Consider the following 14,766-nt stretch of genomic DNA (forward strand, 5'->3'; position numbering starts at 1 on the left):
TCGCGTCCCACACCCCCACCCCCACCAACCGCCCCCCCCCCCGCCCCCGCCCCCCCCCCCCCCCCGGTTCTGTTTCAGCTGACGCCGAGAGTATTGATGGTGGCCGCGAGGAAAACGATGGCGCTGCCGAGTGCGGTCAGCGCGGCCACGTCGAACGGGCGGCTGCGCACGGCGAGCAACCCCACCTGCACGGTCGGCAGGCACAGCCGGAACGCGGCGGCCACCAGCGCGGCGCTGCCGAAGATCAGCGCGCCACGGCGCCACCGATCCCACGCCACGAAGCCGACCGCGATCACGATCAGCGCGGTCACCACGGTCATCGGCAGATGACTGCGCAGGTACTGCTCCCCCGCGCTCAATCGCGCGACCCGGTGCTTGCCGGTCGTCTCCGCCTCGTTCACACCGGCGATTGTTCCAGATACCACCTGCGCGCGGGCAGGGCGCCGCATGACAGAGTGGTCGGCTGTGCTGCACCTGATCTTTCACGAGCCCGTGATTCCGCCCAATACCGGCAATGCGATCCGGTTGGCCGCGGGGACCGGCTGCGCGCTACACCTCATCGAGCCGCTCGGTTTCGACCTCTCGGAATCCAAGCTGCGCCGGGCCGGCCTGGACTATCACGACCTCGCGGTGGTGACCGTGCATCCCGACCTGGCGACCGCGTTCGCGGCGATCCGGCCCGGCCGGGTCTTCGCCTTCACCACCCAGGCCACCACCCGTTTCACCGATATCGCCTATCGAGACAACGACGCGCTGCTGTTCGGCACCGAGCCGACCGGGCTGCCCAAGGAAGTGCTGGCCGATCCGCAGGTCACCGATCAGGTGCGCATTCCGATGCTGCCGGGGCGCCGGTCGATGAATCTGTCGAACGCGGCGGCGGTTTCGGTGTACGAGGCATGGCGGCAGCTGGGCTTTCCTGGCGCGGTCTGACTCAATCGATATCGAATTCGACCAGCGGGCCTTTACGGCCGTTCGGTTTGATCGTCGCCCGCACGGTGGGCACCGGGGGTCTCCTTCCCGGGCGCCGGCGGTTCGGTGGCGGTTGTGGGAGTGGTGGTCTCGGGTGCGGTGGCCGCTCGGACCGTGGTTGCCGGTGTGGTGGCGGGGGCTCCGGTGCGACGCCTGCGCAGCAATCGCAGTGCGGCATACAGCAATCCGCCGATCACGGCGAGGAAGCCCAGCCACGGCACGGCCTTGCCGACGAAGACGATCGCGTCCTGCAACCAGTCGATCAGCGAATGCCAGCCCGAGACGACGCCGTCCCAGAAGTTGTCCGGGTCGCCTGGCGCGTTCTTGTCATCGGCGGTGAGGGTGATGGTCAGCGTCGACAACGCGACCTGATCGTCGAGGCTGCGTTTCTGCGCGGTGAGGCTGTCGAGCTCGCCCTGCCTGCTCGACAGCGCCTCCTCCGCGGCGATCAGGTCGGCGGTGTTGGTGGCACCCGTGATCAGCGCTTTGAGCCGGTCGACGGAGGCTTGCAGGGCGCGGATGCGGGCGTCGAGATCCTGCCACTGCATGGTGACATCGTCGCGATTGGTGCTGACCCGGGTGACCGTGCCGACCCCGCCGAGGCCGGTGATGAAGGCGTCGGTCTTGTCGGCGGGCACCCGCACACTGAGCACGGCGCGAGCGGCGCGCTTATCGGTGCCGGGCTGTTCGGTGCGGCTGTCGATCCGGCCGTCGACGGCACGGACCTGCTCGGTGACGGTGGCGGCGGCGGCGATCGGATCAGCCGAGGTGACATCCACCGACCCGGTGATCACCTCTTTCCGGTTCGACTGATCCGTCGGCGCCGGACTGTCCTTCTGCGGGGCACCCTCCCGGAACCCGGGCGTCACAGCGGGTGCGGGCCCTTCCAGGACGGTGGGCGCCGACGCCCGACCGGCATGGTCCTCGCTGTCGTCATCGCCGCACCCGGCCAGGAACAGGAGTCCGAGCAACGCGATCATCACCACGGCAAGCTTGCGCATGTTCGCAGCGTAATGCGTGGGAGAGCCGGAGCGGGCGCGCTCGCGCGACCTGGTCATGACGGCTGATCGTCGGCCGTTGCCCTGTGCCGTTGAAGTTCGAGCGCTTCGACCGCGCGGCGGCGGCTGTCGGGCGACGGGTGGGTATGAAGTAAGGGAGCCAGCAGGCGATTCTCGACAGGGGTAGCGTCCCAGTCCGCCTGCTGCCGTCGTAGTACAGCGCGAAGATCCTGGCCGTAGCCGAGTTCCACTGCTACTCGGTCGGCACCGTACTCCCGCCACTGGGACAGCCTGGCTCGCGCGAAGGGCTGCGTGACGAGGACCACCACCACGACCAGTGCGGTCGGCAGCCCGAGAAACCGGGCCGACACGGCGAGAAGCGCCCAACCCGAGCCGAGGACGGCTGCGGTCGGCACGATGGCGACCACCAGCATGCCGAGGAGGATGACCGGCCGAGGCCCCCGATACAGTCGGTGGGCGATCCACCGAGGCCCGATTTGCAGCAACAACGCGACCTTGGACACAACTCCCACAGCGAGCTCGAAGAGCAGGTCGGCAGGACCTCGATACCACTTGATCAGCCACCGTAACCACATTTGTCCCAGCAAGTGATGGCCCAACTCGTGCGCGAGTACCGCCTGCAGTTCCCCTCGCGTGAGCACGTCGACGGCATGCCGGGTCACGACGACGTGTCGGCCCAGAGCCGCGTATCCGTAGGCCTCTCCGTTCACCGTTACGAGGTCGTAAACCCATGGCGTATAGCGAGAACCGTCGATCCGGGCAACGACGGCGACCGCCGCCCACGCGTCGTCCACTTCCGCGTGCTCAGGCGACGCGGACCGGTTCGCCTGTGCTGTCGCACCGGCGACCAGGACACCGACGAGCAGAACGCACGCGCCCGATACCGGCCACACCAGCGCGGCGACGACCACGAGCCAGTCCCCGACCAGCGCCGACAATCCCCAGATGAGCCATCCGCTGAGCACGATCGACGGCAGCGAGACAATCAGATCCCCGATCAGCGCGAAGAACGTGGTCCGTCGTGCGACCAGCACCGGCCCCGCGGATTCCGACTCCTGCCGTACGTGCGCGTTCATGATGTACCCCCAATTCCCAAGATACCCAACGGGTACCGGGTTACCGCGAGATCAGCGGAAGTCGCGGGATCGGGCGACGATACGCAGGTCGAGATGTTCGAGGTGGTCGGCGACGACACTGGCCGCGCCCTCGGCGTTTTGGATGCGGCCGCGAATGAGCAGGGCGGTGGCGCTCTGGGCGAGGCGGCGGTAGCGGGTCCACAGGCCGACCGAGCAGACGACGTTGACCATGCCGGTCTCGTCTTCGAGGTTGAGGAAAGTGACGCCCGCGGCGGTGGCGGGGCGCTGGCGGTGGGTGACGGCACCTGCCACCAGGATTCGGGCGCCGTCTTCGACGAGCAGTAGGTCGCAGGCGGGGACGACGCCGAGCGAATTCAGGTGGGCCCGAAGGAATTCGGTGGGGTAGGTATCGGGCGAGATGCCGGTGGCCCAGACGTCGGCGGCGGCGAGTTCGAGTGCGCTCATGCCGGGCAGGGAGGGGGCGACGGTGGCGGGACCTGTGCCGGGTAGGCGATCGGGACGCTCCACGGCCGCCGCACCCGCTGCCCACAACGCCGCCCTGCGCACGCTGCTACCGCGCGAATCCCGTTGCACAAGCCGATAATCCGGCACAGCATCTCGGTCCTGAACAGCCGCGACCACACCGCGACCGTCGCCCATGATAAGCCCGTTCGGCGGTGCGACGCGACCATTCGCGGTGTCGCCATGGCGCGGTTCGGTGTCGACCAGAACGTCCAGTGCCCCTGCGGTCGCGAGCGATTCCGATTGAGTGACAGTGAGTTCCACACGGCCGGTGAGGTCGAGCATCGAGGTGAAGGGGCCGTGTTCGGCGCGGGTGGCGACGATGCGGTCGGCGAGGTCGGTGCCGATGTGGCGCATGCCCGACAGGCCGAGCCGGATCTCGGTGCCCATGTTCTCGAGGGTGGGTTCGGCGCGGCTGGCGTTGATATCGGGGCCGTGCACGCGCACCCCGTGGCGGCGGGCGTCGGCGACCAGCGACTGCGGCGAGTAGAAGCCCATCGGCTGCGCGCGCAACAACCCGGCGCAGAACGCGGCCGGATGGTGCAGCTTGAACCACGACGAATAGAACACGATCGAGGCGAAGCTCTGCGAGTGACTTTCGGGGAAACCGAAATTGGCGAAGGCGTAGAGCTTCTCGTAGATGCGGTCGGCGACCTCGTCGGTGATGCCGTGCAGCTCACGCATCCCCTGGTAGAGCCTGGCCTTCAACATCGCCATCTTCTCGGGCGACCGCTTCGACCCCATCGCACGCCGCAACTGGTCCGCCTCGGCCGCACTGAAACCGGCGACATCGACCGCCATCTGCATCAGCTGTTCCTGGAACAGCGGGATCCCGAGCGTGCGAGCGAGCGAGCGCTCCAGCGAGGGATGGTCGAACACCACCGGTTCCTTGCCGTTACGCCTGCGGATATAGGGGTGCACCGAGCCACCCTGAATCGGTCCAGGCCGGATCAGCGCCACCTCGACGACCAGGTCGTAGAAATTACGCGGCTTGAGCCGGGGCAGCGTCGCCATCTGCGCGCGTGACTCCACCTGGAACACCCCGATCGAGTCCGCGCGCTGCAGCATCTCGTAGACGCCCGCTTCGGTGAGGTCGAGCGCGTGTAGTTCCACTGTCTCGCCCTTGTGCTCGCGCACCAGGTCGATCATGTAGTGCAGCGCCGAGAGCATGCCGAGGCCGAGCAGATCGAACTTCACCAAACCGACCGCGGCGCAATCGTCTTTGTCCCACTGCAGCACACTGCGCCCGGCCATCCGCGCCCACTCCACCGGGCACACGTCGGCGATCGGCCGATCGCAGATCACCATGCCGCCGGAGTGAATGCCCAGATGCCGTGGCAGGCCGTCCAGTTCGCCCGCGAGCTCGAGCACCGCGTCCGGGATATCGGTGCCCGTCTCTGCGGCCACCCCGGACCAGCGGCTCACCTGCTTACTCCACGCGTCCTGCTGTCCCGGCGAAAAGCCCAGTGCGCGTGCGGCATCGCGCACCGAGGACTTACCTCGGTAGGTGATCACGTTCGCCACCTGCGCGGCGTAGTCGCGACCGTACTTGGCGTACACGTGCTGGATGGCCTCCTCTCGGCGGTCGGATTCGATATCGACATCGATATCGGGCGGCCCGTCGCGCTCGGGCGAGAGGAATCGCTCGAAGAGCAGCTGGTTGCCGACGGGGTCGACATTGGTGATGCCGATGGCGTAGCAGACCGCGGAGTTGGCGGCCGAACCCCGGCCCTGGCACAGGATGTCGCTGTCCTTGCAGAACTGGACGATGTCGTGCACCACCAGGAAATAGCCGGGAAAGTTCAGGTCCGCGATCACCGCCAGTTCGTGGTCGATCTGCTTGTACGCCTTGGTATTCAGTTCCGCCGGCCCGTAGCGCCGCGCCGCGCCCGCATAGGCGAGGTGGCGCAGCCAGGAGTTCTCGTCGTGGCCGGCGGGCACCTCGAACGGGGGCAGCTCCGGGGCGATCAACCCCAGGTCGAACGCGCATGCGCGAGCCAGCACCGCCGCGTTCGCCACCGCGTGCGGATAGTCGGCGAACAGGTGCGCCATCTCCACGCCCGAACGCAGGTGCGCACCGCCGGTGGGGGCCAGCCAGCCCGCCATCTCGTCGAGACTGCTCCTGGCCCGGATCGCGGCCAGCGCCATCGCCCGGCGACGCTGCGCCGGGGACGCGAAATGCGCACCGGTGGTGGCGAGTACGGGAACATCGAGCCGGTCGGCCAGCGCGATCAGCAGCGCGTTGCGCTCGTCATCGGTGGCGATGCCGTGGTGGGTGAGCTCCACGCTCACCCGGTCGGCGCCGAATCGTTCGATCAGATCCCGCAGTGCCGCTTCAGCTTTCGGCAGCCGGATATCGCCACCGCGCAGATCCTGTTCGAGCGCGGTGCGCAGGTGACCTTTTCGGCAGCCGGTGAGAATGTGCCAGTGCCCGCCCGCCGCCGCCGCGAGCGTGTCGAGGTCGTAGCGCAGCACACCCTTCTCCCCCGCGGCCATGTGCGCCGTCGTCATCTCCCGGGACAGCCGCCGGTAACCCTCCTGCCCCCTGGCGAGAACCAGGAGATGTGGACCGAGCGGATCGGGAGATCCGGTGCGCGGCAGCGAGTCCGGTGCGTCCGCGTGCCCTCGCTCGACCACCGCGTCGGCGGAAGCCCGCAACCCGCCCCGAGGTACAGAACGGCGCCGGACCGCATCCCCTCGGCCCGGCGCCGCCTCCGCATCGGTTCCCAGTGACAGTTCGGCACCGAAAACCGTTGGCATTCCCCATTCCCTGGCCGCCTCGGCGAACCGGACGGTCCCGTAGAACCCGTTGTGGTCGGTGAGCGCGAGCGCTTCCAGACCGAGCCGCACCGCCTCCTCCACCAGCTCCTCCGGCTGACTCGCGCCGTCGAGGAAGCTGTAGGCGGAGTGCGCGTGCAGCTCCGCGTAGGGCACCGTCGGGCCGGTCGGCCGGTCGAGTTCGGCGGCGTGGTACTCGCCCCGCTTGCGCGACCAGGCCGGACTGTCGCCGCCGTCGCCCGGGTGCATGTCTTCCGCGGGCCTGCCGCTCGGTTTGCCCGAGAGTACCCGTTCCAGCTCCGACCAGGTCGGCGGACCGTTGCTCCAGCCCATGCACCCGCTCCTCTCACGACCCCCTCATCACCGAATCCCTTTCCTGGTGCCGGACAACTCAATTCGCGGGCAAGCGCTCCATCGACCGTGATTCCAGCGCGGCCTCCACATGGCCCAGACCCGTGCGGATCACCGCGCCGTAGGCATCGTTGGCGAGCACGTCCAGGTGCCCGCGCGCGATGGCCAATTGCATCCGCGCCATCTCGAAGTCACCGACGCGGCGATGACTGTCGGCCAGGTTCAGATACAGCGAGGGCAGGAACCCGCGCAGCCCCTCGTCGAGCGGGATGCCCGGCCCGAACACCGCGGCCAGCGCCCGCTGATCCCACAGCAACGCGCCCTCCGGCAACTCCTGCACATCCGCCAGGTGATGTGCCACCACGCAGCGATGCAACGGGTCGCCGCCTTCCCCTATTTCGCTCCACAGCCTGGTCAGCGCCGCGCGCGCCGCATCAGGGTCGCCACCGCCGAGCCGCACCGCGGCATAGATGTCCGCCATCCGATCGTCCGCCATGTGCATCAGTATCGCACATACGTTCGAATATTAGCGAGAGGCATTCGAACATATTTTCGAGTTTCTCGAAGGGCCTGGCCTCCGAACTTACTTCGGAGTAAGTTCGGAGGTAACGAGCTGCAAAGGAGCAGTGATGTCACAGGTTTCTCCAGGTGAACAGGGCCGCAAGCGGCGCGATCTCACCGGCAGGCACATCGTGATCACCGGGGCGTCCTCCGGGATCGGGCGGGCCGCCGCACTCTCGGTCGCCGACAAGGGCGGTGTCGTGTTCCTCCTCGCGCGCCGCGCCGACGAACTCGCCGCGGTGGTCACCGAGATCGTCGACGCGGGCGGGCAGGCCTACGGCTACCCGTGCGATGTCACCGATTCCGAATCCGTGGATTCGGCCGTCAAGGCCATTCTCGACCAGCACGGCCACGTCGACATGCTGGTCAACAACGCGGGCCGTTCCATCCGCCGCGCCATCCACCGCTCCACCGACCGCCTGCACGACTTCGAACGCACCATGGCGGTCAACTACTTCGGCGCCCTGCGAATGACCCTCGCGCTGCTGCCACAGATGCGCGAACGCGGCTTCGGCCACATCGTCAACATCTCCAGCGCCGGCGTGCAGGTGGCCACCCCCCGCTTCGCCGCCTACCTCGCCAGCAAGGCGGCCCTGGACAAGTTCACCGAGGTGGCCGCGGTCGAAACCCTCGCCGACGGCGTCACTTTCACCACCATCCATATGCCGCTGGTGCGCACGCCGATGATCGCCCCCAGCGGCGAACAGGGCCCCTCCGAATCCCCCGAGTGGGCCGCGGGCACGATCGTGCGCGCCCTCGCCGAACGCCCCAAACGCATCGACGTCCCCATCGGCACCTTCGCCGAATACGGCGGCATTCTCACCCCCAAACTCCGCGACCGCATCCTGCACCGCTACTACCGCGCGCTCCCGGATTCCCCTGCGGCCAAGGGCGAGTCGACCGAAGACACCGCCGCCCCGACTCCCCGATCGGATCCGAAACCCCGTTCCGCCGCCCGGAAAGCCACCGGCACCGCCCTGCGCCGCGCGGCCCGCTGGGTACCCGGCACGCACTGGTAGCCCGGCGTAGCGTCGGCCGCCACCAGACGATCCCCACGACCGGCGACAAGGACGTTGTGCTCGGCGGCGCTAGTTCGCGGGATCGAGATCGAGGGTGAAGTGGTGGGCGGTGATGGTCAGGCGGTGGCGCATATAGAGGCGGTGGGCGGCGGCTCGGGTTGTGCCGACGCCGGAGTCCAGGTGGATCGCCGCGCAGTCCAGGCGCCGGGCCTCGGCGGTGAGCCAGTCCAGCAGGTGGTCGGCGTGGCCTCGACCGCGCACCGCGGGGAGGGTGGACACATCGTCGATGTAGAGATGGTGGCCCCAGGCGGTGGAGTGGGATTCGCGGAAGCCTGCCACCGAAAGCGCTGCCGGAGAACCTGGTTCGAAGCTACCGACCAACCGATAGCCCGCGGGGCGCAGCTCGGTGTCGATGAACTCGGCCAGCCGGGTTGCCGTCTCCCACTGTGGGCGAAGCTCCAGTAGAGCCGGGCCCGCCAGCTCGGTGTCGTCCTTGCCGATTTCCCGGATGTCGATCATGGAGTCGACGTTAGGGCCGCCGGGTGATCGCGCGGGAGAGCCAATCCGCCGTAGTTCCGATAGTCCACCGACGTTGCCGGCCATCCGGCGTGCACTGGTGACCCCGACCTGATCGTCCCCGCGACCGTCAGCGGTCGGCGGACGGTTCGGGCTGGGTGGCGGATGACCCGGAGAGTTGTTCTACGGCAGCGGGTTCCAGGTAGGTGGCCGGTTTGGGGGCGGCGCCGCAGCTGGCCTGGCGGGGGGCGGCGGCGACGGTGCGGGCGGTGACGCGCCAGCGGCGACCGTCGCGGTGGGTGACGATGGCGGCGCCCGCCATGGTCGGGTCATTGGTGGGAGCCGGGTCGGGGTGGACGGTGAGGTCGGTGGCATTGGCCGGGAACTGTTCGCGCACGGCTACTTCGGCGAGCTGGGAGATCGGGGGGTAGCAGCCGCGGCCGCGGAGACCGGTCAGGGAGACCTCGCCGACGTCGGCCGCTTCGAGCATCGCCTTGGCGGCGGGGGCGTCGACGCGGCCGTAGGTGAGGCCGGAGGGAAGCAGGACGACCGCGGGGGCGAAGCGGTGACCGCCGGTGTGCGAGGCCTCCCAGACCCGGCCGGGGTAATCGGCGGCCAAAGCGGCGGCGATCGGGCGACCGAGCAGGGCACAGCACTGATCGCGTTTGCCGTGGGCGCAGACCAGGACCACCGGATCATCCACACGCACACCGATTCCCGGGGGCGGTCCGTCGACGAGATGCAGGTCTATGTCGAAGAGCTGGCGCAAGTCGGTGATCTCGAACCGCTCACACCAGGAACCCGCCGGCCGCGAACTGACCAGCAGCACAGTGCGGGTACCGGTGAACTCGTTGCGGCCGGGGCGGCGGATCAGCGTCGGCCGAACCTGCGCCGCTGACGTACGCGCCGCCAGTTCGGCGGTGATCTCCGGGCCGAGCACCTCGTCACCGATCACATCACCGCCCCACGCACCGGGATGCTCGATACACAGCCACCCGGTGAAGTGCCCCGCGGTACCGAGAAGCGGAATGTCGGCAGCGGCCGCCGTACACAACATGCCCTCGAATGGGTTCACAGCGCTCCTCCCGCGACCGAGCCTGCCGGGACTATCCCGGACAGGCGTCGTTTCACTCTAGAACCGAGCTACGAGCGGAGGGGACAGCGGTTCGGCGGACTACTCGTAAACGCCCTCGGCGTGCCATTGCGCCGCGTCGTAGACGAGGAGGACGGCGCGGATCTCGGTGGGGTCGGCGTCGAGCTGGACTTGGACGCGCACGGCCAGGGAGGTGGGTTCGGCGGTGGACCACCATCGTTCGGTGATCGGCCATGGGCCCGCCCAGCCCAGCAGCGCCCACTGCTTGCTGCCCCAGCGCAGGCTGGTGGGGGTGGCGGTGAACAGGCCGCGGTCGGTGACCAGGACGGGGCTACCGTCGGCGGTGCTCAGGTGCACGATCGGGCGGTGCAGCAGGAGCAGGGTGGGGGCGGGTTCGGGGAGTCGGCCCGGCCATGGCTGGGCGGGGTCGGCGGCGGGGGTCAGTTCGTCGCCGAGGGCGATCATGGTGATGCGTTCGGCGGGGCCGCGGCCGCCGCTGAGCACACCGATGCGGACCGCTTCACCGCCGAGCAGTCCCTGCACGCGGACCAGGGCGCGGCGGGCGCGCTCGGTTTCCTCACCCTCGCCACCCCACAGACCCAATTGCAGGGCACCGGCGGCGACCACCTCCACCGGTTCCAGCGTGAGCGCCACGATCGGGCCGGTGGGGCGGGCGCGGTGGGTGAGCCAGCCGTCGAGTTGCCAGCGGACGCGGTCGGCGGTGTCGGCGGGGGTGAGCGGGCGGGCGCAGCGCCAGATCCTGGTCAGCTCCTCGCCCGTCTCGGTGCGCGCGGTCACGGCGAGCCGGGTACAAGCCACGCCCGCCGCCGACAGCACCGCGTGCAGCCGGGTGGACAGTTGCCTGCCCGCGAACGCGGCCGCGTCGACCCGGTCGATGGGTGGATCGCAGGCCAGCTCGACGGTCAGTTCCGGGGCGGGGCGGCGCGCCGACGGTGGGCGTTCGGGCAGGGCGCGGGCGGTGCGATGGGCGAGCACGGCGTCGGCGCCGAACCGGGAGGCCACCTCGGCGGGAGACAGGCGCGCGAAATCGCCGATGCGGCGTAAACCCAGGCGGCGCAACAGGTCTACCAGGTCTTTACGCTCGGGCGCGGCCAGACTCGGTTCCACCGCGAGCTCAGAGACCGGGAGCGCAGCGAGGTACCGCGCGCCCTCCCCCGGCACCACGATCGCCCCGCGCCTGGCCGCGATCACGGCCGTCGACATGGCATCGGCGATCCCGACCTGTGCCTCGGCTCCCGCCGCGGCGACCGCGTCGATCAACCGCACCACCGCGGCCTCCTCCGAACCGAAATACCGTGCGGCCCCGCGTGCCCCGAGCACGATGAGCCCCGGCCGCAACACCTCCACGCCCGGCACCGTCGCATCGACAGCACCGACCACCGGCTCGAACAATCGCGCATCCCGATCCGGGTCATCCTGCACGACAACGAGTTCCGGACAGCACCCCTGCGCATCCCGCCGCCGCATCCCCCGCCGCACCCCGTCGGCCCGCGCGATCGCCGAGCACGCGACCACCGAACTCCCCCGCAACACCGCGAGAGGCCGATCCGCCCCGACCCCGGCCACAGCGGCTGCCGCGACCGCGGGCCAGTCCGGACACCACACCGCCAGCACCCGATCAGCGCGCGACACAACGACACCGCGCCCATCACCGGACAACGAACCGGCGGTCATGAGACCGCCTCGCGTAATGCGGTGACTTCGGTTGCGCAGCTGACGGTTTCGCGAGGCAACCATTCCGTGCGCCCGGCCTGGGCGCACAGGTCCATGTGGCCGTGGCGGGTCTGGCCCGCCTTGGCGCTGACGCGCACGTCGAGGCAGACCGAGCGCAGGCGGCCGCGACCGGAGCCGAGGCCGCGGTAGCCGGTGACGCGGGAGTCCAGGCGCAGAGTCGGGTTGGCCCATTCGCCCGCGACGACCAGGGTGGCGCCACGGTTGCGGGCGCGGGCGGCGAGGACGCGACAGCGGGCGGGTGGGACGACGAGGCCGCCGAGTCCGAGGACCACCAGGTCGAGGCCGTCGAGCAGGACCGCGGCCACCTCGGCGGGGTCGGGGCCGGGGTCGGCGATCACCGCCAGGTGGGACAACTGGGCGCCCATCTCCGCGGCGGCCAGCAAACCGAGCCGGGGCAGGCCGACCACCGCCGCGTGACCGCCGTTTCCGGTGACCGCGGCGAGCAGCCCGGTCAGCAGGGAGTGCGCGCCGGTGTAGGCGACCACCGCGCCTTTGGGCAGCCCGCCCTCGGGCAGCAGGTCGGCCAGCGGCGGCGGCACCGGCAACAGATCGCGGCACAATGGCTGCTCACGCGGTATATGCCCGGTCGCGGACTCACCACGCCCCGGCACTGCGGCCATCCGCCTGCGCAGCTCGTCGAGCATGCCCCGATCGGGCGACAACGCTTCCGAACCCATCAACACCACCTACCTCCACGATGGACCCGCGAGCGGAAAACCGCCCCGCGCCGAAACAGCAGCACCGTTTCAGCTATCGATCGTATTCGAATATACGTTCGATAGCGACCAGCGTGACACCCACCCCCTCCCCGTGTCCACCGGGGATTTCGAACCGGGCTGATACGGTATTTTTCGACTGACTGGTCGATATCAAAGGGAGCGTGGTGGCCGAAATCCGGCGGACACAGGCACAGCGGCGCGCCGAGACCAGTCGTGCGCTGATCGACGCGACCATCGACACCATTGTCGAGAAGGGGTATGCGCAGGTCAGCGTCAAAGAGATCTGCCGCCGCGCGGGGGTTTCGCATGGGGGGCTGTTCGGCCGGTTCAGCACGTTGTTCGACCTGGTTGCCGCGGCGGCGGCGGAAGTCGGTGTGCGCCAACGCGAACAGTTCGTCGCGAAGATGGTCGAGTTGCCCGATCGCTCCGATGTCCGGGCGTTGCTCACCGTGTGGCGTGACGTGGCTCGCGATCCGATCAACGCGGTGTGGCGCGAACTGATCGTCGCCGCACGCACCGACGTGGCGCTGCGGGAGAAACTCGCGGTCGTCCGCTACGACTACGGCGCCGCCATGCTGGCCGATGGTGTGAAGAATCCTGTTCTGGAAGGACTTTCGCAGGAGCAGGCGTTCGCACTGGGCTCGATGGTGCTGTTCTGTCTCGACGGCGACGCGATCAACGCGGGCCCGTTCCCCGAGCCACAGTTCGAACAATTGCGGCTCGACGCGTTGACCACCATGGTCAACGGCTATCTCGCCGCGCAGCGCGAACCACGCCCGTAGGCGGGACGCCCCCAGCACGTCCCGCCCACGAGTGCACTCAGCGCTGGGCGCCCAGCGCCTGCCCGACCAGCGCCGCCAGCACGGCGTTGGCGAACTCCGGCATTGCGGTGGCGTTGGCCGGGTCGTTCGCGGTCGTGGCAACGGTGGTCGTCGTGCAGCCGGGGCCTTGGACCGGACCCTCGCCTTCCAATGCCCTTGCTACCCAAGCCATCGCACCGCTCGACGCGGTGAGCGCGACCATGCCGTGCGCGCCGATGACGCTGTCGGGTGTCGCGTCGCGCAGGTACGTGATCGACGCGCCGTCGGCGCAGTAGCGAGCGACCAGGTCGTCGGTGCCGCCGATCCAGCTCACCTCGTCGTTGACTCCGTTGACCACATACAGTGGCGCCCTCGGGGTTTCCGCGCCCCGCTTGCGCGCGTCGACCTCGCCGGCGAGAACGGGGTCGGCCAGGATCTCCTCGATCGGCGCGTTCACCCACTCGCTCACCCGTTTGAAACGGTGCGCCGACACGATGGTCGCGGTGCATTCCACCCCCGCCCCGGCCACCGCGGTCCGGCCCGCCGGGGTCAGGTAGGAGTCGAGTCGCGCGGCGAACTCCGGCGAATCCTTGCTGATCGAGGCGAGACCGAGCGGTGCGAGACCGACGGTGTAGCGACCGTCGGCGGTACGTATGGCCGCACCGAGATCCTGTACGGGCGCGCCGATCGCGAAGCCGACCATGTTCAGCTCCGGCGCGTATCGCGGCTGCACCTGCGCGGCCCAGCTGGTGGCGACCCCACCACCGGAGTAGCCCCACGCCGCGACCCTGGTGTCCGCGGCCAGGCCGAGCGGTGCGAAGTTCCGCGCGGCGCGGATGCCGTCGAGAGTGGTGTAGCCCATCAGGTTCGGGGTCAGGAAGCGGTCGTCGACCCCGCCCGGATCGGGGACCGCCACCGCCCAGCCCTTCGCCAAACCGGCCGCGACCCGGGTCATCTCAGCGGGAACGGTCGACCAGCCCGATTTCTGCCCGTTGAGCATGCCTGCGAGATCGCCGTGCGTCAGGGTGTGCGACGGCATGCACTCGCGCTGAACCGCGTCATAGGCCATCTGCAACGACAGCAACGGTCGCGGCACGGCGGGCCCCCGCGGAATCAGCACCGTGGTGACCGCGGCATAGGGACGCCCTTCCCCATCGGTGGTGCGGTACAGCAACTGCCAGGCCTGCGCGTTGACGGGGAATTGCAGCAGCATCTTCGTGGTGACAGGTCGGCTCGCCAGGATCGCACCCGGCGCGCTCGACTCGAAACCCGCTGGTGGCGTGTAGAAGTCGTCGACCACCTCGGCGGCGCCGTGCCCCGCCGCCGTGATCGATCCGACCGCGATCAGCGCGCTGACCAGTAGTGCCGACCAGCGAATTCGCCGTCCGACGCGGCCTGTCCGTCTGGGAAATCTCATCAATTCAACTCTCGATCCGACAGCGTTGTCATCAGGCGGGCGCGCACCGCTGTTCGGACGCTACGTGACCGGGCTCACGGAATCAAGATTTCGACCGATCGAAATATTAATGCCACTGAACCGCCAGACTCGGGATCCCGGCCAGTCAGCGCCATATTCGGCTACCCTCGC

13 protein-coding genes are annotated in these 14,766 nt (G+C 69.2%); 3 read left to right on the plus strand and 10 right to left on the minus strand.

Features of this window, described 5'->3' with window-relative positions:
- Positions 1–74 precede the first annotated feature (74 nt).
- Positions 75–401 (minus strand): DUF3017 domain-containing protein, encoded by a 327-nt coding sequence (locus tag ACFWPX_RS23405; RefSeq protein WP_235569656.1) that lies wholly within the window; start codon positions 399–401, stop codon positions 75–77.
- A gap of 46 nt (positions 402–447) precedes the next feature.
- Here ACFWPX_RS23405 and ACFWPX_RS23410 point away from each other — a divergent pair, with 46 nt between their 5' ends.
- Positions 448–930 (plus strand): tRNA (cytidine(34)-2'-O)-methyltransferase, encoded by a 483-nt coding sequence (locus tag ACFWPX_RS23410; RefSeq protein ID WP_378929082.1) that lies wholly within the window; start codon positions 448–450, stop codon positions 928–930.
- 32 nt (positions 931–962) lie between these two features.
- Here ACFWPX_RS23410 and ACFWPX_RS23415 read toward each other — a convergent pair whose 3' ends face one another.
- Genes ACFWPX_RS23415 through ACFWPX_RS23430 form a run of 4 tightly spaced genes read right to left on the minus strand, consistent with a single transcriptional unit; the run spans position 963 to position 7,211 of the window.
- Entirely contained in the window at positions 963–1,970 is a 1,008-nt protein-coding gene (locus ACFWPX_RS23415) for a DUF4349 domain-containing protein (RefSeq protein ID WP_378929083.1), read from the minus strand.
- 53 nt (positions 1,971–2,023) lie between these two features.
- A complete protein-coding gene (locus tag ACFWPX_RS23420) occupies positions 2,024–3,064 on the minus strand; it encodes a M48 family metallopeptidase (protein WP_378929084.1) in 1,041 nt (346 codons plus the stop codon).
- 51 nt (positions 3,065–3,115) lie between these two features.
- Positions 3,116–6,697 (minus strand): error-prone DNA polymerase, encoded by a 3,582-nt coding sequence (locus ACFWPX_RS23425; protein WP_378929085.1) that lies wholly within the window; start codon positions 6,695–6,697, stop codon positions 3,116–3,118.
- Between the two features lie 58 nt (positions 6,698–6,755).
- Positions 6,756–7,211: a hypothetical protein gene (locus tag ACFWPX_RS23430; RefSeq protein ID WP_378929086.1), complete on the minus strand. Its 456-nt coding sequence runs from the start codon at positions 7,209–7,211 to the stop codon at positions 6,756–6,758.
- A gap of 133 nt (positions 7,212–7,344) precedes the next feature.
- Here ACFWPX_RS23430 and ACFWPX_RS23435 point away from each other — a divergent pair, with 133 nt between their 5' ends.
- The gene (locus ACFWPX_RS23435) at positions 7,345–8,295 is read left to right on the plus strand and encodes an SDR family NAD(P)-dependent oxidoreductase (protein WP_378929087.1); all 951 of its coding nucleotides are present in this window, start codon (positions 7,345–7,347) and stop codon (positions 8,293–8,295) included.
- Positions 8,296–8,364: 69 nt separating this feature from the next.
- Here the strand turns inward: ACFWPX_RS23435 and ACFWPX_RS23440 are convergent, their stop codons facing one another.
- The 4 genes from ACFWPX_RS23440 to ACFWPX_RS23455 form a co-directional block, all read right to left on the minus strand.
- The gene (locus ACFWPX_RS23440; protein ID WP_378929088.1) at positions 8,365–8,814 is read right to left on the minus strand and encodes a GNAT family N-acetyltransferase; all 450 of its coding nucleotides are present in this window, start codon (positions 8,812–8,814) and stop codon (positions 8,365–8,367) included.
- A 127-nt stretch (positions 8,815–8,941) separates the two neighbouring features.
- Entirely contained in the window at positions 8,942–9,868 is a 927-nt protein-coding gene (locus ACFWPX_RS23445) for a sucrase ferredoxin (protein ID WP_378929109.1), read from the minus strand.
- Positions 9,869–9,985: 117 nt separating this feature from the next.
- A complete protein-coding gene (locus tag ACFWPX_RS23450; protein ID WP_378929089.1) occupies positions 9,986–11,599 on the minus strand; it encodes a DNA polymerase Y family protein in 1,614 nt (537 codons plus the stop codon).
- On the minus strand, positions 11,596–12,336 hold the full coding sequence (locus ACFWPX_RS23455; protein WP_378929090.1) for a hypothetical protein: 741 nt from the start codon (positions 12,334–12,336) through the stop codon (positions 11,596–11,598). The genes ACFWPX_RS23450 and ACFWPX_RS23455 overlap by 4 nt, the downstream gene beginning before the upstream one ends.
- 203 nt (positions 12,337–12,539) lie before the next feature.
- Here ACFWPX_RS23455 and ACFWPX_RS23460 point away from each other — a divergent pair, with 203 nt between their 5' ends.
- Positions 12,540–13,160, plus strand: a complete 621-nt coding sequence (locus ACFWPX_RS23460; protein WP_378921949.1) for a TetR/AcrR family transcriptional regulator — start codon at positions 12,540–12,542, stop codon at positions 13,158–13,160.
- 37 nt (positions 13,161–13,197) lie between these two features.
- Here ACFWPX_RS23460 and ACFWPX_RS23465 read toward each other — a convergent pair whose 3' ends face one another.
- Complete coding sequence (locus ACFWPX_RS23465; RefSeq protein WP_378929091.1) at positions 13,198–14,595, minus strand: lipase family protein; 1,398 nt, start codon at positions 14,593–14,595, stop codon at positions 13,198–13,200.
- Between the last annotated feature and the right edge of the window lie 171 nt (positions 14,596–14,766).

The sequence above is a fragment of the Nocardia sp. NPDC058518 genome (genome assembly GCF_042719655.1).
Classification (GTDB): Bacteria; Actinomycetota; Actinomycetes; order Mycobacteriales; family Mycobacteriaceae; genus Nocardia.